The sequence below is a fragment of the Streptomyces sp. NPDC058240 genome, from assembly GCF_042882135.1.
Taxonomy (GTDB): Bacteria; Actinomycetota; Actinomycetes; order Streptomycetales; family Streptomycetaceae; genus Streptomyces.
Genome location: NZ_JBHVWT010000005.1, coordinates 119,386 through 141,868, shown reverse-complemented (window position 1 = coordinate 141,868; position 22,483 = coordinate 119,386). Strand labels below are relative to the sequence as shown.

Here is a 22,483-nt window from a genome sequence, read left to right as displayed (position 1 = left end):
CCCTCCGTACAACCTTCCGCAAAGCTTTTATGTCCAGCAAACGGCTGTGCCTCGTTCAGCACGCCGGAACCGAGCAGACAGTCAAAGGGGAACACGATGGCCGCTTCGTCCTCGAAGCGCCGGCACAAGGTCCGCCGGCGGGCCGATATGTCGCTTCTGGGTGGCATACGTCCCCCCATCGCGGTTCTCTCCGCGCTCCTGCTCTCCCTCGCGGGCATCACCGCCCTCGGCCTGGGAAGAGCGAGCCAGGACTCCGTACCGGAGGCGGTGCTGACCTCCCAGCAGCACTTCGCCGAGGACGGCGCCGTCACGATGCGTGCCTCGATCGACGAGAGCGTCACCGACCTGACCCGCACCGCGGGGCTCTTCAGCGCGGGCGATCCGGCCTCTCCCGACGCCGTCCTCGACAAGATCGGCAGCGTCTACCAGAAGTGGACGGGCACCGCCGTCGTCGAGATCGAGTCCGGCCGGATGCTCGCCGCGCGCGGGGAGAACGTCCCCGTCACCGCCATCGACACCGGCAAACTCGCCCAGAAGGACGGGCTCAGCCCGCGCATCGTACGGCTCCAGAACGGCGAGAGCAGGCTGCTCGCCTTCGCCCTGCTGTCCTGGCCGGACCGGCCGCAGCAGTTGCTGATCGCCTCCAACAGCCTCCGCTTCCCCGGCGTCAGCCGCGGGCAGTTCCGCTCGATCGCCGTCGTCGACACCACGGGGCACATCCTCAGCCGCGACGGCGTCCAGGAGCCGGAGCAGGTCAAGACCGACAAGCAGCGCGCGGACGCCAAACGGTCCGCCAAGCAGCTGAACGCCTTCGCCGAAACGGCCGCGACCAAGACCAGACAGCACCCGCTCAAGGCCAAGGAACCCGGCTCCGGCGGCTTCCCCGGCGTCAGCGGCAGCCTGCGCGGCAACAGCGTCCGCGGTGACCGCGCCGTCGCCGGCTATGCCGCGCTGGCCGGCCCGCAGCCCGGCGAGGGCACCGTCGCCACCTCCCTCGGGCTCACCGTCGTCGCCATGGTCGACGTCGCGGAGGACCCGACCCGCGTCGCGGGCCCCTTCTTCGGACTGGTCTCCGCCGCCGCCCTGCTGCTCATCGGCGCACTCGCGGTGGCGCTGCTGCTCGGCACCGTGCAACGGCCGCTGCTGAAGCTGTTCCTGGAGAGCCGCCGGCTGACCCGGGGCGATCTGACCCGTCCGGTCTCCGTTCCCAGGTTCGGCGAGACGGCGCGCATCGGGCGCGCCCTGGAGCGCCTGCGCCGCCAGCTCCTCGGCGAACCGGCGGAGGGCGGGGCGGCCCAGGACGCCGGCGCCGGTCCTGGCCGCCCGGGGCGCCGGAGCCGGCTCGGCAGCCGCGCGCTCATCGTCATCTGCAGCGTCCTCCTGCTGGCCTGGTCCGCACCGATGCTGCTGCTCTTCAACCGCGCCGACTCCACCGTCGCCGTGCCGGAACAGGTCGTCAGCGACCAGCGCGAGCGCACCCACACCATCTCCGACCGGGTCCGGCGCGCGCTCAACGAGGGCCACGCCGACCTGGTGTCCGTCGCCTCGCTCGTCGGCAACCGCACCTCCCCCGACGACATGAAGAAGGTCCTGGAGCGCACCCGCACCGAGCACCAGCGCTACCGCTCGATCTACGTACGCGACGCCGACGGCACCATCCAGGCCCGCGCCGGCGAGAAGCCGCACGCACTGCCCAGCGGCACCAAGGGCAAGCCGCTCACCCAGCCCATCACCGTCCTGAACGAATCCGGCAAGGAGCCCTCCATCGCCGGGTACGCGGAGATCCCCGGCCGGAACGGCGCCATGGTGATCGGCGAGTTCCGGATCGACTTCATCAACGGGCTGCTCAAGCGCCCCGGGCTCGGCCAGGTCCGGGTGGTCGACGGCGAACACCGGGTCATCGGCGGCAACACCGGCTACCTCGCCTTCGATTCCCTGCCGAAGCGACTGGACGAGCTGGTCTCCGGCACGAACCAGCGGGTCGGCATGAACGCCCCCGCGGGCGCCGTCGTCTACCGCGACAGCGACGGTGTCCAGATCTCCGCCGCCTCGCCCTTCGCCGGTGGCGGCGCCGCGAAGCAGCTCCACTGGACGGTGGTCAGCTGGCAGCCCGCGTCGGGCCTCGCCATCCCCGAGTACAGCCTGCAGAACCGCACCGTTCTCGCCGGTCTGCTCGGCATCACCGCCGCCGTGGCCTGCCTCGGCTGGCTGTACATCGTCGTCGTACGTCCGCTGCGCGAACTGGCCGGAAAGGCCGAATCGCTGGCCGACGGCGACCGCCGCACCGTGCTCTTCCCGCACCACCACGACGAGGTCGGCGCGGTCACCCGCAGTCTGGAAATTGTCCGGCAGCAGCTCCAGGAACAGCGCAGACGCGACAGCGCTCCCCTGGTCGGAAGGAACTGAACGGCCGTGCTCTTCCTCTACGGCGTGCTCGTCGTGTGCTGTGCGATCCTCCTGATCTCCGGCATCGTCGAACAGCGGCGCCACTTCACCAATCTGGAGCGCATACCCACCCGGGTGCTGATCAACGGCATCCGCGGCAAGAGCTCCATCACCCGCCTCTGCGCGGGCGCCCTGCGCGGCGGCGACCTGGTCACCGTCGCCAAGACGACCGGTACCGCAGCCCGCTTCATCCACCCGGACGCCACCGAGGAGCCGGTCTACCGCAAGTTCGGCATCGCCAACGTCGTGGAGCAGATCGGCATCGTGCGACGCGCGGCCTCCTACAACCCGGACGCGCTGGTCATCGAGTGCATGGCGGTCATGCCGGCGCTCCAGGAGATCAACCAGTCCAAGCTGATCCGGTCGACGATCGGTGTGCTGTGCAACGTACGTGAGGACCACCTGGCCGAGATGGGCCCCACGCTCGACGACGTGGCCCGCTCGCTGTGCCGCTCCATGCCTGAGGGCGGCATCTGCGTCACCGCCGAGCAGGACCGCTTCCACATCCTCCAGGAGGAGGCGGACGCCCGGGACTGCAAGCTGATCTACGCGGACCCGGAGACCGTGAGCGACGAGGAGCTGCGCGGCTTCAGCTGGTTCACGTTCAAGGAGAACGTGGCCATCGCGCTGACCGTCGCCGAACTCCTCGGCGTGGACCGGCAGACGGCGCTCCAGGGCATGTACGACGCCCCGCCGGACCCGGGTGTCCTCTCGGTCGAGCGGTACCGCACCCACGACGACAAGCGGCTGCGCTTCGCCAACGTCTTCGCGGCGAACGACCCCGAGTCGACGCTGATGAACATCAACCAGCTGCTCGATCTGGGCGCGATCGACCGGCCGCTGAACGTCGTGATCAACTGCCGCCCCGACCGGGTCGAGCGCAACGGCCAGATGGGCCAGATCATTCCCGAACTCCAGCCGGAGAAGGTGTTCGTGATCGGTCACCCGGCGAAGAGCGCCATCGACGCGATCCCCTCCGAGTGGCGCCACACCGCGGTCGACCTCGGCGGCGACAAGCGCGACCCCGAGGAGTTCATGAACCAGCTGCTCGGGCACCTCGGGCCGGAGTCGTCGCTGGTCGCGATCGGCAACATCCACGGGCAGGGCGAACTGCTCCTGGAACACCTCGCCGAGCTGCCCGCCGACGAGACCCCGGACGAGACGCCGGACGAGACGCCGGACCAGGCCCCGGACCGGACGCCGGACCAGGCCGCCCCGCAGGGAGACCCGCAGGCACCTCCGCACGCCGACGTCCCGGCCGACGTCCCCGCCGACGTCCCCGCCGACGTCCCGGCCGACGTCCCGGCCGACGGCCCGGTCACCGCCTCCTTCCCGCCGGTCCCGGCCCAGCGGCAGCAGTCGCCACACCCCCAGCAGCCGCGGCACGACGAGACCCTGGCGCTCCCCCGCTACACCCCGCACCTCGACCCGTACCAGCCCTACCCCGAGGCGTACGAGGCCCGGTACCAGCAGGCCCCGCGCCCGGCCTCCCCCCTACCGCAGCAGCCGCAGCCACACACGCACCAGCAGCCGCAGCAATCACAGTCGCAGTCGCAGTCGCAGCAGCACGAGCCACCGCACCAGAGTCCGGAAGACCCGGCCGAACCGCCCGCACCTCGCGTCCGCGGCATGTTCGAGCCGGTCCGGCCGCCCGCCCCGGCCCAGCAGGAAAACCCAGGAGAACCCCGTTGATCCCCTCCGTCCTCACCCCTGAGATTGCCGCCATAGGCATCGCCCTGGGGCTGATGTTCTCGCTGGTCTGCTACCTGACGACCAACCTCTCCCCCGGCGGGATGATCACCCCGGGCTGGCTGGCGCTCACCCTCGTCGAGGACCTCCAGCGCGCGGCCATGGTGGTCGGCGTGACCGTTCTGACGTACGTCGCGGTGCTCGGCCTCCAGAAGGTCGTGATCCTCTACGGCAAGCGGCTGTTCTCCACCGTCGTCCTCACCGGTGTGATCTTCCAGGGGACTCTGATGATCGTGCTGTCGATCGAGTTCCCGCTGATGTACACCAACCAGACCCTGGGCTTCATCGTCCCCGGCCTGATCGCGTACCAGCTCGTCCGCCAGCCCAAGGGCGCGACCCTGCTGGCGACCGGCTCGGTGACGCTCATGGCCTATGTCGTTCTCACCGCAGGCATCCTGCTCGGCGCGCTGCCGACCGTCTGACCCGAACCTTCCGGAGCTGACTGACTCATGAGTGCCAAGACCAAGCGCCGTCCCCGCCAGGCGCTGCACGCCGTCACGGTGACCGCTCTGCTCGCGGGCAGCGCCTACCTCACCGTCGAACTGCGCAAGGACGAACAGGCCAAGGCCCCGGCCGTGCAGGCCGTCACCGACAATCCGGCGCTGAAGTCCTCGAACCTGAAGAACGGCGAGCAGCGCTGGGAACGGCTGCGCAACCCGTCCCGCACCCTGCTGCGCGGCGCCGACGGCGAGATCCTCGCCAGCTTCACCGACGGCGCCCGCACCGCCACTCTCACCGGCCCCAGCCGCACCTTCACCGAGCCCAGCACCACCACGTCCAAGGTCGTCACCGAGGACTGGGTGCGGCTGATGCCGTACCAGTGGAAGAAGGGCGCCGAGAACGAGAAGTGGTTCAAGGACTGGTTCAAGGAGTTCTTCGGCAGCGAGGAGGACGACCTCTTCGCCACCGCCTTCCAGTACGTCGCCGACGCCCCGGTCAAGAAGGACGACGAGGGGGTCTCCTACGCCGGTGACGCCAGCTTCGGTCCGCTCAACCCGAACGGCAGCGAGGGCAACGACCTCCGGCTGGAGGAGTCCGACTTCTTCGACTACCTCGGCATCCCGTACACCTTCCGCAACGGCACGACGATGCAGCCCCGTACCGAGCGCGCCCGCTCCATGGACTGCTCGGGCTTCATCCGTACGGTGTTCGGCTACCGGGCCCGCTACCCGCTCATGGCCACCGATGCGTCCGGCGACGGCCTGCCGCGTACCGCCAACGGCATGGCCCGTTCCCACCGCGGTACGGACGTGATCGACCTGAAGGGCATCACGCCGGCCGACCGGCCGAAGAACATCGATGTGCTGCAACCCGGTGACCTGGTCTTCTTCAAGCTCGACCAGCGCACCAAGGAGCGCCTCGACCACGTCGGCATGTATCTCGGGCACGACACCGACGGCCACAAGATCTTCATATCCAGCCGGGAGGAGGCCAACGGCCCGACCATCGGCGACAAGGGCGGCACGTCCCGGCTCGACGGAAACGGGTACTACGCGGCGACCCTGCGCAGCGCGAAGCGGCTGTAGCGGAGCGCCCCGTGACGGGAGCGCCCGTGGCGAGCGCCGTCGCCGTCAGCGCAGTTCCTCCGGGCACGGCGTGCCCGGAGGCAGCTGGTAGGGGGCGGCCAGCCGGTACACGCCCGGTCGCGGCGCGAGCAGTTCCGTCCACTCGTCGCCGTCCGCGTCCTCGTCGACCTTGAACAGACAGCCGTTGGTGTTGACGAAGGTCCGCGGACTGCTCTCGTCCGTGCGCCGCTTGGACTCCTCGGTCTCCTGCGGCCGTTCGACGCCCTTGCCCTCGCTGTCGACCACGGCGAGCCAGCGCGAGTACGGGATGCGGATCAGGATCCGGCCGGGCGTCTTCACATGGATGGTCAGCTCGCCCGCGCCGGCCTGGTCCACCGAGGCCGGCGGATCGGCCAGCGGCACCGGGCTGTCCACCTCGAAGAGCCGCCAGTTGGCGTCGGACCAAACCGGCTTCAGATACGGCAGTCCCTCGTCGACGAGCTGCGCCTCCTGCACCGCGCCGCTGGAGTCCGGCGTCCCCTTGGGCAGCACCACGTAGTGCACCGCCCAGCGGTCCAGCCACTGGCGGTAGTTGGCGCTGTTCAGGGTGTCGTCGTAGAAGAGCGGGTTGCGCTCCATGTCCGCCTGCCGGTTCCAGCCCCGGGCCAGATTGACGTACGGCGCGAGCGCGGACGCCTCCCGGTGGCTGCTCGCCGGCACGACCTCGACCCTGCCCCGCTCGGCGCCGACCTGTTGCAGCTCATTGACCAGCGGGGCCAGCTCGCGCGCCCAGGAAGCGCTGGGGGCGGTGCGGACGATGTCGTCGACGCCCTTGAAGCCGACCCAGAAGTTCAGCCCGGCGAACGCGATGATCAGCGCGTACCAGCGCCGGGAGCGCGGCACGGTGTACGGCAGCGCGGCCAGGAGCACCACTCCGGCGAACAGCATCGCCATCCGGGTGACGTTCGAGCCGATCTGCGAGTCGATCACATAGGTCAGCAGCGTCCCGACGCCGTACACGGCGGCGGCGGTGCGGACCGTCTTCCAGTCGCGCGGTACGAGGACGAAGACGAGGACCGAGAAGATGAACGGCAGCGAAAGCGTCGCGATCGACATCGGCTGCGTACCGGAGAACGGGAACAGCCACGCGGACAGCGCCACCACCGCGACCGGGGCCAGGCCCAGCGCGTACGCGCCGGGGCGCCGTTTGTTCAGGAACAGCGCGGCGGCGATCACGCCCAGGAACAGCCCGGCCACGGGGCTGCTCGCCGTCGCGAGCCCGGCGAGCGGTGCGGCGACGGCCGCCTTCGCCCACCGCTTGTACCGCCAGCGGTGGGGCCAGCAGAAGACCGCGGCCGTCGCAGCCACCGCGAACATCATGCCGAGCCCGAACGTCACCCGCCCCGACAGCGCGTTGCACAGATACGCGAACGCCCCGGCGAGCGAGCAGGCCAGGGGATTGCGGACGGCCCGGACCCGGACCAGGATCAGCGCGGTCAGCGCCGCCGACACGGTCCCGGCGACCATCATCGTGGTACGCACGCCGAGCACCGACATCAGATACGGCGAGACGACGCTGTACGAGACGGGGTGCATGCCCCCGTACCAGGCGAGGTTGTACGCCGTGCCGGGATGCCGGCCGACGAATTCGGCCCAGGCGTCCTGGGCCGCGAGGTCGCCGCCGCTGTTTGCGAAGAAGAAGAACCAGAGCAGGTGGGTGACGGCGGCGATCGCGGTCGTCAGCAGGACCGGGTGGCGGCGGCAGCGCTCCTTGAAACGGTCGACCCGGTCGCTGCCGCCCAGCGCGGGAACCCCTTCAGAGCCCTCCGCCGAGTCCGTACGGGCTGTACTGCGCTTCGCCCGTGTGGGCTCAGCAGTGGTCACTGCGACTCTCCCCGTCCTTGCCCGGACGCATCGGAACCAACGATTTACTGCACGGGCCTCATTGTCGGAAGACGCGTTCCGGGGTGCACACGTTGCTTCCGGGACGCTAGCACGCGGCTTTTTCCCTGTCCGGAAAGGTTCCTTGAAGTGGGATGTTCCCCGCAGTAACCTGCAATAGTCGTTCAAGATCATCAGCTCACGAACGACTATGGAGTTCCCATGCACAGATGACAGGCACGCACCGCAACCCTTGCCGCCACCGCAGGCGTGATAGCGCTCGGCACCCTGGCCGCCCCCGCATACGCAGCCGCGGCCGATCCGTCCGGCCTCTGCGGTTCTGGCTACTCGGTCATCGACTCACACAAATTCCAGAGCGTCGGGGGCACCGTCTATCTCCTCTACAGCGGCAGCGCCGGCAAGAACTGCGTGGTGACGATCCGCAACACGGCCGGAAAGGCCACCTACATGGAGGCGGGGCTCCAGGTGCAGGGCGGCGCGACCCAGTACGACAGCGGCTCCTACACCGCGCACGCCGGCCCGGTGCGGCTGGCCGCAGGCAGCAAGTGCGTGAAGTGGGGCGGCATGCTCGGCAGCGACGAGTCGTGGACGAGCGGGTGGAGCCACTGCGGCTGACCCCGTACGCCGTCGGGCCCCGAAACACCTGTGCCACGCAACGCTCGTCGCGCTGCGTGGCACAGGTCGTTCCGGGCGCCGAGCCCTCGCCCATCCGTTTGATCAGCTGATTCGCGTCAGTTTCCTACTGAATCCGGGAGTCTTCAGGTCCTCCTGGAGGGCCACCGGGGCGCTGACCCTGCCGGGGCCGGTTCCGACGGTGACCACACCCACCGTGGTGCCCGCCGACGCCTCGTGCGGGATCGTCTTGCCGTCGTTCGACACGGACAGTTCGACCTTCAGGCCCGGCCAGCCCTTCGCCTTCAGATCGCGGGTCGCGACCAGCGCGGTCCGGCCGCCGAGCCCGTCGTCCACGTACCCGACGACGTCGCCCTTCTTCACGACCCGGGCGGAGGTGACGGCCTTCTGCGCCCCCTTGATCAGCTTGAGGCTGTTGTTCAGCGACATCACCAGGCTGTCGTACGGCTGACCGGTACCTGCCTGCTGGCCCATGACGGCGCCGTAGATCCATAGCTTCTGCCCGTCGACCACGGTGTTCGCGGACCAGAGCAGGTTGCCGCCCGCCGGAGTGGACGAGCCGGTCTTGATGCCGCTCACCCCCGGCTCCAGCAGGATGGTGTTGTTGTTGTAGATCATCTGGTCGATCCCCGGGATCTTTATCTCCGGGGTGTCGACGATTCCCCGGAACACGTCGTTCTGCATGACCGCCCGCGCCAGCTTGAGCTGGTCCTCGGCGGTGGAGACGGTGCGCTTGTCCAGACCGCTCGGGTCGGTGTACGTCGTGTTCTTCATGCCGAGTTCCTTGGCCGCGGCATTCATCTTCGCCACGAACTCCTTCTCGGATGGGGCGTCCCAGCGGGCGAACAGCCGTGCCGCGTTGTTGCCGGAGGGGATCATCAGCAGCTGGAGCAGCTGCTTCTGGGTGAACTGCTGCCCCTTCGTGATCGGCGCCGTCGACTCGTCCTCACGCTTGGACTCGTCCTCCGCCTGCTGGTCGACGGTGATCTTCTCGCCCTCTTCCTTTCCCTTGAGGGGGTGGTCCTTGAGGACCACATACGCCGTCATGACCTTGGCGACACTGGCGATGGGCGCGGGCTTCTGCGCGCCCGCGCTGCCCATCGAGCCGACGCCGTCCACGCTCACCGCCGACTGGCCCTGCGCCGGCCAGGAGAGGTTCAGACGGTCACCGTCGAAGGTGTAGGCCGACTCGACCGACAGCCCCAGCTCGGGGTCCGGGAGCGGGCGCACCATCTGCACGATCGCAAAGACGATCACCAGGAGCAGGACCAGGGGGGTCCAGATCTTGACCCTGCGCACGGCGGTGCGGACCGGCGTCTCCGGCGGCGGGGGCGTGTTCGTCAGCTCGGCCAGCAGGTCGAGCGGCGGCCTGGGCGGCATCGGCTGCTGTGTGGTCCGCTCGGCACCGGACAGCGCGGTGGGAGGCGGCGTGCCGGGCTTCGCGGCGGAGGCGGCGGGCACCTCGGGCTTACGGGGCGCGGGCGCCGACGCCGGCCGTACGTCGTCCCCGCGCAGGGGTACGAACTTGCTGGTCCGCTCGGCGGCGGACTCGGCCTTCGACTCGGCCTCCGAGCCCGGCTTTGCCGTCTTCGCCCCGGGCGGGGTGATCTTCAGCGCGGTCGTCGGCTGGTCGACCCGGAGTGCGGCGGGCGCCCTGAAGATGGCGGTCGGCTGATCGATGCCCTGCTTGTCCTCGGCGGCGGCGTCGTCAGCCTCGGCTTCGGCCTTCTTCTTCTCGGCGGAAGGTGCCTTGTCGTCGGAGTCGTCGGACGCGCCATCGGACGGCTCGTCCCCGTCCCCGTCCCCGGCATCGGCATCGCTCGACGCGGTCGCCGCGTCCGCAGCCGCGTCGGTGTCCGCGTCCTCCGCGCCCTCCGCGTCCTCGTCCTTCGACGTGGCGGCCTTCGCGTCATCGCCCTGCGCGTCGTCGTCGCTGTCCGCGTCGTCGCCGTCCGCTTCGTCGTCCTTCGTCACCCAGGCGGCGACGGCCGCACGCAGCCGCGCATCGCCCTCCTCGGAGCCCTCTCCGGAGCCCTCGGCGGGCTTCGCCGCCGCCGCCTCGTCCGCTGCGGCATCCGCGGGCTCACCCGCATCCGCGCTCTCCGAGGCCTCAGGCGCCTTCTCCGGACCCTCGGAGCCCTTAGCGGCCCCCTCGGTCTTCTCGGCCTCCTCGGCGCCCACAGCGCCGTCAGGGCCCTCGGCCTCGACCTCGGAATCCGCGACCGTGTCACCGTCCGCCTCCGCCGACGGCTCCTCGACCCCGGAGCCCTCCGGCTCCGTACCCTCCGGCTCCGGGTCGTCGACGCCCTCGGCGCCCTCGCCGTCCTCGGTGACCGGTGCCGTGCGGAAAACGGCCGTCGCCGTGTCCGTCTTTCCGGCGGCCGCGTCATCGGCGGACGGTTCACGGAAGACGGCGAGCCGCGGATCGCTTTCACTCCGAGCCGTACCCGACGACTTCTGCTGCTCCGACTTGTCGGGGGACTCGCCCGCCACCGATGCCTCCTCCATGCGGCGCGGGGGACACCCCCGCGCTGTCCGAACCATCTACCAGTGTCCTGTGTGAACCACCGGCCCGGCTGCTAGACGGGAACGACATAGCTACTGGTTCCCATACAAAGCACCCAGGCACTCTCGACAGACCAATGTGAGAGGGGTCACCCTGTCATTCATCCACGCGGGGAGGCATGGATGGGCAGGAGCCGCAGAACAATTCCGGAGGAGCTTCTGCTGCTCGCTCTGGACCCGACCACGGGTACCACAGCGCAGCCGCAGTCGCTCGACCTCGGCCTCGCCGGAGCTCAGCTAGTGGAGCTGGCTCTGGCAGGACGGATAGCCCCTGACGGGGATCGTATCGCCGTGGTGATGCCACGGCCGACAGGAGATCCGACTCTGGACTCCGCACTGGAACTGCTGCGGCGACGCGGCAGCCCTGTTCGGGCGGTCCATTGGATTGGCGGGCCCCGGCTGGGGCTGCGTCAGATCTACCTCGCTCATCTGGAGCGGTGCGGCATGGTGCATGCCGTGGCGGGCCAGATGTGCGGAGTGCTGCCGACGACTCGCTACCAGGCGACGGAGACGGCAATCAGCCGGGACATCAGAGCCAGGCTGGACAGTGCGATCCGCACCGGCGTACCGCCGGACCCGCGGACCGCGGCGCTCGCCGCGCTGGCCCACGCGGTCGGACTCGGCAAGCACCTGTATCCCGGGAACGAGGGGCGTTCATCACGCTCCCGGCTCCGGGACCTGATCAGGCACGACCCCATGGGCGGACTCGTGGCACATGCCGTGATGGACGTCCAGAACGGGGCGGTCGCACAGCCGCGCCGCAATCAGGCGGCCGGAGTTCCATTGCAACCGCAAGTGCAGTCGCAGTCACGCCGCGGCAGCATGGCGCACACCGCGGCCCACTAGGCGCACCACGCCCCGGGGCCGTACGCACCGCCGCACCGCCGCGCAACTGCACGGCAGCACCAACCGAATACCGCCGCACCGTCGTCCCCAAGACCCGGTTCGGGAGCCGCACCAAGCGCGGGGCAGCCGAGAGACATCGGCTGCCCCGTGCGCTTGCGTGTGGCCATTTCCCAGCGCGACCGGGGGAAGTGGTGGCAATCTGCTGAGCAGTAGATACGCACAGCTACATAGCCGGAGGTGCCGTTTCCGTGCCGTCCAACGTCAATCCCACCGTCAGGCGACGCCGGTTGGGCCAGGAATTGCGCCGACTGCGCGAACTCAAAGGCATGACGGCCGAGGAGGTGGCGGAGCGGCTGCTGGTCTCGCAGTCGAAGATCAGCCGCCTGGAGAACGGCCGCCGCTCCATCAGCCAGCGTGATGTCCGCGATCTCTGCGGGGTGTACCAGGTCGAGGACCACCGGATCGTCGACTCACTCATGCAGATGGCCAAGGACTCCCGCCAGCAGGGCTGGTGGCACGCCTTCGGCGACATCCCGTACAGCGTCTACATCGGTCTGGAGACCGACGCCGAATCGCTGCGGGTGTACGAACCCCAGGTGGTCCCCGGCCTGTTGCAGACCCGGAGTTACGCCGAGGCGCTGATCAACGGAGCGCTGCCGGAGGCCCCGCCGTCCGACATCGACAAGCGCGTCAGCGTCCGGGCCCGCCGCCAGGACCGGATCACCGACCCCGAGCATCCGCTGCGGCTGTGGGCGGTCATCGACGAGTCCGCGCTGCGCCGGCTGGTCGGCAGCAAGCACGTGATGATCGAACAGCTGGAGCAGCTGGTCGAGCTGTCCCAGCTGCCGCACGTGACCGTGCAGGTGCTGCCGTTCGAAATGGGCGCGCACCCCGGCATCAACGGGCAGTACGCCATTCTCGAATTCCCGGACGCCGCCGACTCCAGCGTCGTCTATATCGAAGGCGTCACCAGCGATCTCTATCTGGAGAAAGCCAACGATGTGCAGCGGTACAGCGTCATGTACGAGCACCTGCGGGCACAGGCGCTGAATGTGGAACAGACTCGGCACTTCATCACCGAGATCGTGAAGGATTACACCCGGCTCAGCACCGACTGAGCACCGGTGCGGGGCAGCCTGCAAAGTCCGGATTGCGGAAAATGAAGTGATGTTACGGGAGGGGCGGCGGTAAGGTACACCGCCGCCCGCCCCGAGTGGAAGATCTACCTGGTATATACCACTCGGTCGAGTGAACGCCCCCTTCGCACAAGGAGCTTGGCGAGTAGCGTCGATCACACCAACCGGAACACTGTTGGTGTCATTTACGCGACTCTTTGAACCGGAGTGAACATGGCCATTCGTCAGGGTGCTACGGACAAGTGGACGAAGTCCTCGTATTCCGGGGGCAACGGCGCCTGCGTCGAAGTCAAGTCCCCTCTCACGCAGGCAATCGACGTGCGCGACTCGAAGGCCCCCGAGGGCCCCTCGATCACGTTCGTCCCCGCCGCTTGGAACGCATTCGTGCGCGATGTCGGCAAGGATGCCGTCAACGCCTGATCAATGATTTTCCGTGCGCATCGCGGTGCCGGTTCCGGTGCCGTTGTCAGCCCTCTCGACTGGTCCGCCGTCCTGGCCGAGGGGGCTCGATGCCCGACCCGACGGGCAACCACGCAACGGGGCGGCCGGGTGACCGGAATGCTCAGCGCAGCTGATCGACATACAGATCGGTGCCCGGCACCGTCGGGATGAACGGCGCCACCAACTCCACCCGCCCCAGGCCGGATTCCACGACCGCCGCGTCGAGCCCGGTGAAGTGCTCGGCCCAGCACTCCCTCGGGTCCTCCTGGAGGAACCAGAGCAGGGTCAGCCGGGTGTCGACGCCCTCGACCTGTTTCACATAGCTCATCCGGTCACCGGGCAGCGGCGTGGGGCGGAAGACGGTCACCATCGCCGCCGGGGAGCCGGCCAGCCGCTTCGGCAGATGCCGCGAGCGCAGCCACTCCAGCAACTCGGCCCGCCTCCCGGCCCCTTCGGCACCGTCTCCTTCGACGTCGATCACTTCGAGGACCACCCCCCGGTAGGGGTGGTCGAGGGCATGGAAGTCCCGGGGCCCCGCGGCACCGTCCCGGTAGACCGTCGCCTCGTGGTCCTGGAACGCGGTGAACACATGGGTACGGCCCTGGTGGACCCGACCGTCCCGGCTGAGCCTCCGGTTGATGCCGACGGTCCACCTCATGTGGTCGTCGTAGCGCCCGTCCGTCACCCAGTACGTCGACAGATAACAGCCGGCCGTGACGGGCCGCGCGACGGCGGACGCCTCCGGGTAGCGCAGCTCCTGGAGCTCCCGGGTGGCCACCCAGCGCCGCCCGGCGAACATCCAGGGCATCGCCATCGCGCCCGCGTAGTAGTGGTCGTCCTCGTACCAGCGGTTGTACGCGTACTCATGGCCCGGGTGCGGTTCGACCATGGTGATCAGCGCATGGCCGGGATGGACGCCGTACGGCCCCAGCGCGGCCAGTTCGGCGTAGGTGTCGCTCCGCGTCTCGTCGCTCATGCCGTTCCCCTTCCGTACTCCACAGCGGCGTCCTACTCTGACGCTCCGTCAGAAGAACTGCCAGAGCCGGGAGGCCACCGATGTTGCTCGCGGGGAAGACCGTCATCGTGTCCGGGGTGGGCGCCGGGCTCGGGCACCGGGTCGCGGCGGCGGTCGTGCGGGACGGCGGCGACGCGGTGCTCGGGGCGCGTACCGCCGCGAATCTCGCCAGGACGGCCGCGGAGATCGACCCGGACGGCCGGCACACGGCCCGGCTGGCCACCGACATCACCGACGAGGCGCAGTGCGAGGCGCTCGCCGCGCTGGCCCTGGAGCGGTTCGGGCGGATCGACGCGGTGGTCCATGTCGCCGCCCGGGACAGTTACTTCGGCGGGATCGAGGACGCCGACTTCGCCACCTGGCAGTCGGTGATCGACGTCAATCTGCTCGGCACGCTGCGGATGACCCGCGCCTGCCTGCCCGGCCTCAAGGAGCGCGGCGGTTCGGTGGTGATCATCGGTACGCAGTCCTCGGTGGCCGCGCCGTCCCAGGTCCAGCAGGCGGCGTACGCGGCCTCGAAGGGGGCGCTCACCTCGGCCATGTACTCCATGGCCCAGGAACTGGGCCCGCACCGGATCAGGGTGAACACGGTGCTGCCGGGCTGGATGTGGGGGCCGCCGGTGCAGGCGTACGTACAGTTCACGGCGCACAGCGAGGGGGTGCCCGAGGCCGAGGTGCTGGGCAGGCTCACCGAACGCATGGCGCTCCCGGAGCCGGCCACCGACGGCGATGTCGCCGAGGCCGCCGTGTTCCTGGCCTCGGACCGGGCGCGGGCGATCACCGGGCAGTCGCTTCTGGTCAACGCGGGCGAGCTGATGCGCTAGGGCCTGTCCGGACAGGCCCTGGGGGCCCTGGACCCGCCTCCTGCGATAGAACCCCCTCTCCGCCGCACGGGACCCGCATCCCGTGCGGTTTTCTGTGCTCTGCGGCGTACTTCGGCGTTCTTCGGAGTTTCCCCGGTCTCTGCACGACCTGACGAAGTGCCCGCTCATCGTGTGTCCGCTGTCACGTCGGCGACAACGACCGCGTAAGTCAAGAGCAAGCAAAATCGTTCGACTTACTGATCTGCGTTCACATCCCTGACCGCGAAAACCTTGACCCCGGTACCGGACAGGCGGTTCAATCCCCGATGTCCCCGCTCCCGCACGGGGCCCCGCTGAACGGCCGTACCGACGAAGCGCGCTCCCCGTTCACAAGGCGGACCCCAGGAGGGGGCACATGAACAGTCTCGACTGGGTCGTGCTCATCGGCTACTTCGGCGTGATGATCGCGATCGGGATCTGGTCCCACAAGCGCGTGGACAACGTCAGTGACTTCTTCACCGCGGGCGGCAAGATGCCGTGGTGGCTCTCCGGCATCTCGCACCACATGTCCGGCTACAGCGCGGTGATGTTCACCGGGTACGCGGGCATCGCGTACCAGTACGGTGTCACCTCCTTCGTCACCTGGTCGCTGCCGATCGCCATCGGCATCGGCATCGGCGCCCAGCTCTTCGCTCCCCGGCTCAACCGGCTGCGCTCGCGGCTGCATGTCGCCTCGCCGCTCGAATACCTGAAGAACCGCTACAACATCCCGACGCAGCAGGCGCTCGCCTGGTCCGGGCTGCTGCTGAAGATCGTGGACGTCGGCGCCAAGTGGGCCGCCATCGCCACGCTGCTGTCCGTCTTCACGGGCATCTCGATCACCCAGGGCATCTTCATCACCGGCTGCATCACCGCCGTCTACTGCACGGTCGGCGGTCTGTGGGCGGACGCGCTCACGGAACTGGGGCAGTTCGTCATCCAGCTCTTCGCCGGCGTCGCGATGCTCGTCACCGCCATGAGCAAGCTCGACGGCGTCAGCACCCTGTGGACGGTCTGGGACAAGCTGCCCGAGGGGCATACGAACCCGACGGCCGGTCCGTACACCGTGACCTTCCTGCTGGCGTACCTCTTCATCAAGACCTTCGAGTACAACGGCGGCATGTGGAACCAGGCGCAGCGCTACATGGCCACGGACTCCGCAGCCGCCGCGAAGCGCTCGGCCCGGCTCTCCGCCGTGCTCTGGCTGGTCTGGCCCACGGTCCTGTTCTTCCCGATGTGGTGCGCCCCGCTGCTGGTCCACGCGCAGAAGCCGGACGCCTCGGACAGCTACGCCCTGATGACCGAACAGCTGCTGCCGCACGGCCTGCTGGGCCTGGTCGTCGTCGGTTTCTTCTCGCACACGATGGCCATGTGCTCCTCGGACGCCAACGCCATCTCGGCGGTCTTCACCCGGGACATCGCCCCGGTCCTCTCCAAGTCGGCGCGCAACTGGGGCAGTCGGGCCGGGCTGCTGGCGGCGCGGCTGTCCACGCTCGGCTTCCTCGGCCTGTCGATGGCGCTCGCCACCCAGATCAACTCGCCGACGTTCAAGGACATCATCTCCGTCGTCATCAAGTGGGTCGCCGGTCTGATGGGTCCGATCGCGATTCCGTTCATGCTCGGTCTGCTGCGCAGGTTCCGCAGGTCGGGTCCGACGGCGGCGCTCGTCAGCTGGGCGGCGGGGCTGCTGGCGTTCTACTTCACCAATTACGACTTCGACGGTTCGGTGAAGACGGACGTCGCGCTCCAGTACCAGGTGGCCCTGCCGCTGGTGATCTCACTGGTCCTCTACATCGTGATCGGCTTCGTCAGGCCCGAGGACACCCCGGAGCGCGACGCGATCATCGAGCAGATCAACTCCGACGGTGACGGCACGGCGGCCGGGGCGACGGTGCCGGCTCAGGCCGGTCCGGGGGACGCCGCGGTCACGGAGGGTGTGAAGGACTGACGCCCGCCGCTCCACGCGGCGGGGGTGGGTCAGGCGCGCGGGTAGCGGGCCAGCCAGCCCGGTGCGGCGGCCGACGGGCTGTGCAGGGCCGGTCCCTGCGTCATCTCCATCGCGAAGTCGTCCGCGAGCTCCAACAGCGTTGCCCTGCCCTCCAGTTCGGCGAGCCAGGCGGGCGGCAGCGCGGTCTCGCCGTGCAGCGCGCCGAGCAGCGCCCCGCACAGGGACCCGGTGGCCGCGGACGGCCCGCCGTGGTTGACGGCCAGCCGCAGCCCGTGCCGGATGTCCTCGCCGACCAGCGCGCAGTACACGGCGACGGCGAGGACTTCCTCCGCGGCGTCCGTGGCCCCCAGCGACTCGATCAGGGCGGGTCCCGGAATGCCCTGGCGCACGGTGCCGAGGGCCTGCTTCAGCGCCTCGGTGACCGGTTCGTGCCCCGGGCGCTCGGCGAGCAGGCCCAGCGCGTGCTGGACGGAGCCGTCCAGGGTCTCGCCGCGGGCCAGTCCGTGCACCATCACGGCGAGGGCGCCCGCGGAGAGCAGGGCGGTGGGGTGGCCGTGGGTCTGGGCGGCGCACTCGACGGCGAGCTGGAGGACGAGCTGGGGCTCCCAGCCGACGAGCAGCCCGAACGGTACGGACCGGGTGAGGGCCGCCGAGTCCCGCGCCTGGGGGTTCTTGGGCTTGTCGAGGGTGCCCATGGTGGTGTCGCCGAGCCCGGTCAGGCATTCCCGGGTCGGGCCGCGACGGGCGTACAGCCACTCCTGCCGGGCGAGCCAGCCGTTGTCCTCGCGGCGTTCGTCGGGCCCCCAGTCGTGCTGGGTGGCCGCCCACCGCAGATGGGCCCGGTGCACATCGGTGGGCGGGTGCCAGGCCCCGGAGTCGCGACGGACCTGGGCGCGTATCAGCCCGTCGACGGTGAAGAGGGTGAGCTGGGTGACGGCGGTGACGGTGCCGCGTCCGCCGTGCACGGGCACCAGATCGGTGACGGCGTCGGCGCCGTGGGCCGCCCGGATCTCTTCGAGCGTGAGCCCGTCGACCCCCGCCCCGAGCGTGTCTCCGATGGCCCCGCCCAGCAGTGCGCCGCGTACCCGGCTGCGGAAGTCCTGCTGCTCGGCACGGCCCCACACAGCCGTGGTCCCTGTGCTCACCGCGCCCTCCCCCGTCGGCCCGAGATCCGGCCCGCCTGCGACTGCGCAGCACTGTAATCGAACGGAGACGGTCGGTAGAGCGCACGAATCGGGTACGGGCCGGTATGTGAACGGACGTCCCGCAGGTCGTTTATGACCGGACGAAGACGCCTCGGGTGACATGACACACCCTCTCGCCATGACGACCCTATAGTGACTCTATGGCTACTACGACGATCCAGGTCCCCAAAGAGACGCGCGACCACCTCGCCCAGCTGGCCAAGGAACGCGGCCTGAGCCTGGGCCAGTTGGTCGACCAGCTGGCCTCGCAGCAGCCCACCGCTGCCCAGATCGCCGAGCGCGTGGCCACCACCCGACGGGTGCTCCGGGAGCGCATGGGCTGCACCCTGACCGACGAGGAATTCGAGGACGGTCCGGACGTGCTGGCCAATGTCTACGCCATGGCGGCCGAGAAAATGCGTGCCGGTCGGGACAGGGCAGCGTGATCATCCTCGACACGAGCGCGGTGGCGGCGCTCACCCGAGGGCATCGCGCCCTGCACCTCCTCGCCGACAACATGGCCCACACGCCGGGAGACTGGCTGCACGTCCCCGCGCTGTGCCTCATGTACGGAGAGGCGGCATCGGAGAACCTGGCGCGTGAGGCGCTGGCGCTCCCCGGGGTTCTGGTCGACCCGCTCGACCGGACGGCAGCGGCCACCGTCGGAGCCATGGTGCGCGACGGCTGGGGAGAGCCCGACACCTGCCACGCGCTTTACGTGGCGACACCCCACCAGGAGAGCGGCGGCATGTCGATCATCCTGACCGGGCGCGAGGACGACTACCCGCCCGGCATCCTCACTGTCGATATCGACTCGCCCGGGATGCTCGGCTTCCACTGAGCCGCGGCGTACCCGCCCCGCGCCGGAGTCGGTCGGACGCCGACAACGCCACGTCCACACCGATGATTTTTCCCGGTGTGGGGAGTCCCACTGTTACCGACACGCACAGGAGGAGACACGTGACTCAGCTGCTGAGAGTCCAGAACTTCAACGTTTCGAGCGACGGATTCGGCGCCGGCGAGAACCCGAGTCTGGAACGGCCGTTCGGCGACGCCGATCCCGGGGAGATGTTCTCCTGGGCCGGGGCCACGGCGAGCTGGCCCATGCGTACCGACCCCGGTGGCAGCCGCGGTCTGGATGACTACCTCACGCGGGACTACGCCCGCAACATCGGCGCCGAGATCATGGGGCGCGGCAAGTTCGGGCCCCAGCGCGGCCCCTGGGAGAACCTCGACTGGCGTGGCTGGTGGGGCGACGAGCCCCCGTTCCGCACCCCGGTGTTCGTGATGACCCACCACACGCGTCCTTCGTTCACGCTCTCCGACACCACGTTCCACTTCGTCGACGACGACCCCGCCACGGTCCTCGAACGGGCCCGGGAAGCGGCGCAGGGCAAGGACGTCCGACTCGGCGGCGGAGCCACCACCATCCGCGAGTTCCTCGACGCCGACCTGGTCGACACCATGCATGTGGCGGTCTCGCAGGTGGAGCTCGGGTCCGGGTCACGGCTCTGGAAGTCGCCCGACGAGTTGCTCGACCGGTTCCACCTGGATGTCGTGCCCAGCCCGAGCGGCGTGACCCACCACCTGTTCTGGCGGAAGTGACACGGGGGAAACCGCCGCGGACGGCGCCGTACGATCGCTCCGGCGTACGGCGCCGCAGGCCTCAGTCCGGCAGCACGGGAAGCAGCTCCGGCAGGTGTCCGTCGGACGCCGCCGCCGCCGACACCCGCTCCTGGGGGACCTCCCCGTACAGCGTCGTACGCGGCTTCGCCGGACGGCCCGCGAGTTCCGCGATGGCGACCAGGTCCTGGACGGAGCGGTACGAGCCGTAACCGGAGCCCGCCATCCGGGAGATGGTCTCCTCCATCAGGGTGCCGCCCAGGTCGTTGGCGCCCGAGCGGAGCATCTCGGCCGCGCCCTCCGTGCCGAGCTTGACCCAGCTGGTCTGGATGTTGGTGATGTGCGGGTGCAGCAGCAGCCGGGCCATGGCGGTGACGGCCCGGTTGTCGCGGTCGGTCGGGCCGGGGCGGGCGATGCCCGCGAGGTAGACGGGCGCGTTGGTGTGGATGAACGGCAGTGTCACGAACTCCGTGAAGCCGCCGGTCTCCTGCTGGAGGCCGGCCAGGGTCCGCAGGTGTCCGAGCCAGTGGCGGGGCTGGTCGACATGCCCGTACATCATCGTGGACGAGGAGCGCAGGCCCACCTCGTGGGCGGTCCTGATGACCTCCAGCCAGGTCGCGGTCGGCAGCTTGCCCTTGGTGAGGACCCAGCGGACCTCGTCGTCCAGGATCTCGGCCGCCGTGCCGGGGATCGAGCCGAGCCCGGCCTCCTTCGCCGCGATCAGCCAGTCACGGATGGACATCCCGGTGCGGGTGGCGCCGTTGACGACCTCCATGGGCGAGAAGGCGTGCACATGCATGCCGGGGACGCGTTCGCGCACCGCCTTCGCGATGTCGAAGTACGCGGTGCCGGGCAGGTCCGGGTGGATGCCGCCCTGCATGCAGACCTCGACCGCGCCGACGTCCCACGCCTGCGCGGCCCGGTCGGCGACCTGGTCCAGGGAGAGGGTGTAGGCATCGGCGTCGGTGCGCCGCTGGGCGAAGGCGCAGAACCGGCAGCCGGTGTAACAGACGTTGGTGAAGTTGATGTTCCTGGTGACGATGTACGTGACGTCGTCGCCGACCACGTCGCGGCGCAGGGTGTCCGCGATCCGGCACAGCTCGTCGAGCGCCGGGCCGTCCGCGTGGAGCAGGACGAGCGCCTGCTCGTCGGTGAGCTTCGTCGGATCGTCGGCGGCCTGGCTCAGCGCCTGGCGCACATCGCCGTCGATCCGGGACGGGACCATGCCGGGGGCGGCGGCCTCGCGCAGCGCCTCCCAGTCCCCGTACACCTCGTCGAAGTCCTCGCGGCGGTCGCCGGTGCGGCCCTCGGTGTCGATGGTGCGGTGCAGGTCGGTGCGGCCGGTGGCGCCGAACTCCTGGTCGGGCTCCTGCCAGGGCAGCCCGGCGGGGATCGCACCCTCGCGGGCGAGCCCCGTCTCCGGGTCGGCGAGGGCGCGGACGTGCGGGAGGAGGCGGGGGTCGAGCCACGGCTCGCCGCGCCGGATGAACTCCGGGTAGATGGTGAGCCGTTCCCGGAGCTCGAAGCCCGACTCGGCGGTCCTCGCGGCGAGTTCGTCGATGTGCGGCCAGGGGCGCTCGGGGTTCACATGGTCCGGCGTGAGCGGCGAGACCCCGCCCCAGTCGTCGATCCCGGCGCCGACGATCAGCGCGTACTCGGCGTCGACGAGATTCGGCGGGGCCTGGATGCGGGCGGACGGGCCGAGGATGTGCCGGGCCACGGCGATGGCGGCGGCCAGCTCCTCCAGCTCGGCGTCCGGCATGCCGCGCATCGCGGTGTCCGGCTTGGCGCGGAAGTTCTGGACGATGACTTCCTGGATGCCGTGGTAGGCGCGGGCGGTCCTGCGCAGCTCGAAGAGGGAGTCGGCGCGCTCCTCGTACGACTCGCCGATGCCGATCAGGATGCCGGTGGTGAACGGGACGTTGGAGCGCCCCGCGTCCTCCAGCACCCGCAGCCGCACGGCCGGTTCCTTGTCCGGGGAGCCGTGGTGCGGGCCGCCGGGCTCGGACCACAGGCGGGTGGCCGTCGTCTCCAGCATCATGCCCATGGACGGCGCGACGGGCTTGAGCCGCTGAAGGTCGGTCCAGGTCAGCACGCCCGGGTTGAGGTGCGGGAGGAGCCCCGTCTCTTCCAGCACCCGGATCGCCATGGCGCGTACGTACGCGAGGGTGTCGTCGTACCCCTCGGCCTCCAGCCACTCCCGCGCCTCGGGCCACCGGTCCTCGGGCCGGTCACCCAGCGTGAACAGCGCTTCCTTGCAGCCCATGGCCGCGCCCTTGCGGGCGATGTCCAGCACCTCGTCGGGCGAGAGGAACATCCCGTGTCCCTCGCGCCGCAGCTTGCCGGGCACGGTGACGAAGGTGCAGTAGTGGCACTTGTCGCGGCAGAGCCGGGTCAGCGGGATGAAGACCTTCCGGGAGTACGTGATCACCCCCGGCCGCCCCGCGGCATCGAGGCCGGCATCGCGCACCCGGGCGGCCGAAGCGGCGAGATCCGTCAGGTCGTCGCCCCGCGCCTGGAGCAGAACGGCGGCCTCGGCCACATCGAGAGCGACACCGTCACGGGCCCGCTTGAGGGCCCGCCGCATGGAATTGGTCGTCGGACGTCCGCGCTGAGGATCGGTCATGAACCCGAGCATACGAGCGAGGC

18 protein-coding genes are annotated in these 22,483 nt (G+C 69.8%); 13 read left to right on the top strand and 5 right to left on the bottom strand.

Features of this window, described 5'->3' with window-relative positions:
• The first annotated feature begins 96 nt into the window (after window positions 1-96).
• From ACFVX4_RS12630 to ACFVX4_RS12615, 4 genes are read left to right on the top strand one after another with little or no spacing between them, the layout of a single operon-like run.
• Complete coding sequence (locus ACFVX4_RS12630) at window positions 97-2,406, top strand: HAMP domain-containing protein (protein WP_389975216.1); 2,310 nt, start codon at window positions 97-99, stop codon at window positions 2,404-2,406.
• 6 nt (window positions 2,407-2,412) lie between these two features.
• Complete coding sequence (gene pgsB, locus ACFVX4_RS12625) at window positions 2,413-4,137, top strand: poly-gamma-glutamate synthase PgsB (protein ID WP_389975213.1); 1,725 nt, start codon at window positions 2,413-2,415, stop codon at window positions 4,135-4,137.
• Entirely contained in the window at window positions 4,134-4,616 is a 483-nt protein-coding gene (locus ACFVX4_RS12620; RefSeq protein WP_266418098.1) for a poly-gamma-glutamate biosynthesis protein PgsC/CapC, read from the top strand. The genes pgsB and ACFVX4_RS12620 overlap by 4 nt, the downstream gene beginning before the upstream one ends.
• A 27-nt stretch (window positions 4,617-4,643) precedes the next feature.
• Window positions 4,644-5,720: a C40 family peptidase gene (locus tag ACFVX4_RS12615; protein WP_389975210.1), complete on the top strand. Its 1,077-nt coding sequence runs from the start codon at window positions 4,644-4,646 to the stop codon at window positions 5,718-5,720.
• A gap of 45 nt (window positions 5,721-5,765) precedes the next feature.
• Here the strand turns inward: ACFVX4_RS12615 and ACFVX4_RS12610 are convergent, their stop codons facing one another.
• Window positions 5,766-7,583, bottom strand: a complete 1,818-nt coding sequence (locus tag ACFVX4_RS12610) for an MFS transporter (protein WP_389975207.1) — start codon at window positions 7,581-7,583, stop codon at window positions 5,766-5,768.
• Between the two features lie 267 nt (window positions 7,584-7,850).
• Here ACFVX4_RS12610 and ACFVX4_RS12605 point away from each other — a divergent pair, with 267 nt between their 5' ends.
• Complete coding sequence (locus ACFVX4_RS12605) at window positions 7,851-8,216, top strand: acetyltransferase (RefSeq protein ID WP_389975204.1); 366 nt, start codon at window positions 7,851-7,853, stop codon at window positions 8,214-8,216.
• A gap of 102 nt (window positions 8,217-8,318) precedes the next feature.
• On the opposite strand, the gene ACFVX4_RS12600 is transcribed toward ACFVX4_RS12605, so the two are convergent.
• Entirely contained in the window at window positions 8,319-10,727 is a 2,409-nt protein-coding gene (locus ACFVX4_RS12600; RefSeq protein WP_389975201.1) for a serine hydrolase, read from the bottom strand.
• A gap of 195 nt (window positions 10,728-10,922) precedes the next feature.
• Here ACFVX4_RS12600 and ACFVX4_RS12595 point away from each other — a divergent pair, with 195 nt between their 5' ends.
• From ACFVX4_RS12595 to ACFVX4_RS12585, 3 genes are all read left to right on the top strand, one after another.
• Window positions 10,923-11,645 (top strand): GPP34 family phosphoprotein, encoded by a 723-nt coding sequence (locus ACFVX4_RS12595; protein WP_389975198.1) that lies wholly within the window; start codon window positions 10,923-10,925, stop codon window positions 11,643-11,645.
• Window positions 11,646-11,893: 248 nt separating this feature from the next.
• Window positions 11,894-12,763, top strand: a complete 870-nt coding sequence (locus ACFVX4_RS12590; RefSeq protein ID WP_389975195.1) for a helix-turn-helix domain-containing protein — start codon at window positions 11,894-11,896, stop codon at window positions 12,761-12,763.
• Window positions 12,764-12,994: 231 nt separating this feature from the next.
• Complete coding sequence (locus ACFVX4_RS12585) at window positions 12,995-13,201, top strand: DUF397 domain-containing protein (protein WP_385328922.1); 207 nt, start codon at window positions 12,995-12,997, stop codon at window positions 13,199-13,201.
• A gap of 142 nt (window positions 13,202-13,343) precedes the next feature.
• On the opposite strand, the gene ACFVX4_RS12580 is transcribed toward ACFVX4_RS12585, so the two are convergent.
• Window positions 13,344-14,198: a hypothetical protein gene (locus ACFVX4_RS12580; protein WP_389975192.1), complete on the bottom strand. Its 855-nt coding sequence runs from the start codon at window positions 14,196-14,198 to the stop codon at window positions 13,344-13,346.
• Window positions 14,199-14,278: 80 nt separating this feature from the next.
• Here ACFVX4_RS12580 and ACFVX4_RS12575 point away from each other — a divergent pair, with 80 nt between their 5' ends.
• Window positions 14,279-15,061 (top strand): SDR family oxidoreductase, encoded by a 783-nt coding sequence (locus ACFVX4_RS12575; RefSeq protein ID WP_389975189.1) that lies wholly within the window; start codon window positions 14,279-14,281, stop codon window positions 15,059-15,061.
• Window positions 15,062-15,455: 394 nt separating this feature from the next.
• Window positions 15,456-17,027, top strand: a complete 1,572-nt coding sequence (locus ACFVX4_RS12570) for a sodium:solute symporter family protein (RefSeq protein ID WP_389975186.1) — start codon at window positions 15,456-15,458, stop codon at window positions 17,025-17,027.
• A 29-nt stretch (window positions 17,028-17,056) separates the two neighbouring features.
• Here the strand turns inward: ACFVX4_RS12570 and ACFVX4_RS12565 are convergent, their stop codons facing one another.
• The gene (locus ACFVX4_RS12565; protein WP_389975183.1) at window positions 17,057-18,172 is read right to left on the bottom strand and encodes an ADP-ribosylglycohydrolase family protein; all 1,116 of its coding nucleotides are present in this window, start codon (window positions 18,170-18,172) and stop codon (window positions 17,057-17,059) included.
• 200 nt (window positions 18,173-18,372) lie between these two features.
• Here ACFVX4_RS12565 and ACFVX4_RS12560 point away from each other — a divergent pair, with 200 nt between their 5' ends.
• From ACFVX4_RS12560 to ACFVX4_RS12550, 3 genes are all read left to right on the top strand, one after another.
• Window positions 18,373-18,657 (top strand): hypothetical protein, encoded by a 285-nt coding sequence (locus tag ACFVX4_RS12560; protein ID WP_389975180.1) that lies wholly within the window; start codon window positions 18,373-18,375, stop codon window positions 18,655-18,657.
• Window positions 18,654-19,052 carry a hypothetical protein gene (locus ACFVX4_RS12555; protein WP_389975177.1) on the top strand — a complete coding sequence of 133 codons (399 nt, stop codon included), beginning with the start codon at window positions 18,654-18,656 and terminating at the stop codon, window positions 19,050-19,052. The genes ACFVX4_RS12560 and ACFVX4_RS12555 overlap by 4 nt, the downstream gene beginning before the upstream one ends.
• 119 nt (window positions 19,053-19,171) lie before the next feature.
• On the top strand, window positions 19,172-19,816 hold the full coding sequence (locus ACFVX4_RS12550) for a dihydrofolate reductase family protein (protein ID WP_389975175.1): 645 nt from the start codon (window positions 19,172-19,174) through the stop codon (window positions 19,814-19,816).
• Between the two features lie 61 nt (window positions 19,817-19,877).
• On the opposite strand, the gene ACFVX4_RS12545 is transcribed toward ACFVX4_RS12550, so the two are convergent.
• On the bottom strand, window positions 19,878-22,460 hold the full coding sequence (locus ACFVX4_RS12545) for a bifunctional FO biosynthesis protein CofGH (RefSeq protein ID WP_389975172.1): 2,583 nt from the start codon (window positions 22,458-22,460) through the stop codon (window positions 19,878-19,880).
• Window positions 22,461-22,483: the final 23 nt, after the last annotated feature.

Coding starts and splice junctions, on each gene's coding strand:
- ACFVX4_RS12630 (WP_389975216.1), top strand. CDS start 97: ATGGCCGCTTCGTCCTCGAAGCGCCGGCACAAGGTCCGCCGGCGGGCC.
- ACFVX4_RS12615 (WP_389975210.1), top strand. CDS start 4,644: ATGAGTGCCAAGACCAAGCGCCGTCCCCGCCAGGCGCTGCACGCCGTC.
- ACFVX4_RS12595 (WP_389975198.1), top strand. CDS start 10,923: ATGGGCAGGAGCCGCAGAACAATTCCGGAGGAGCTTCTGCTGCTCGCT.
- ACFVX4_RS12585 (WP_385328922.1), top strand. CDS start 12,995: ATGGCCATTCGTCAGGGTGCTACGGACAAGTGGACGAAGTCCTCGTAT.
- ACFVX4_RS12580 (WP_389975192.1), bottom strand. CDS start 14,198: ATGAGCGACGAGACGCGGAGCGACACCTACGCCGAACTGGCCGCGCTG.
- ACFVX4_RS12575 (WP_389975189.1), top strand. CDS start 14,279: ATGTTGCTCGCGGGGAAGACCGTCATCGTGTCCGGGGTGGGCGCCGGG.
- ACFVX4_RS12570 (WP_389975186.1), top strand. CDS start 15,456: ATGAACAGTCTCGACTGGGTCGTGCTCATCGGCTACTTCGGCGTGATG.
- ACFVX4_RS12560 (WP_389975180.1), top strand. CDS start 18,373: ATGGCTACTACGACGATCCAGGTCCCCAAAGAGACGCGCGACCACCTC.
- ACFVX4_RS12545 (WP_389975172.1), bottom strand. CDS start 22,460: ATGACCGATCCTCAGCGCGGACGTCCGACGACCAATTCCATGCGGCGG.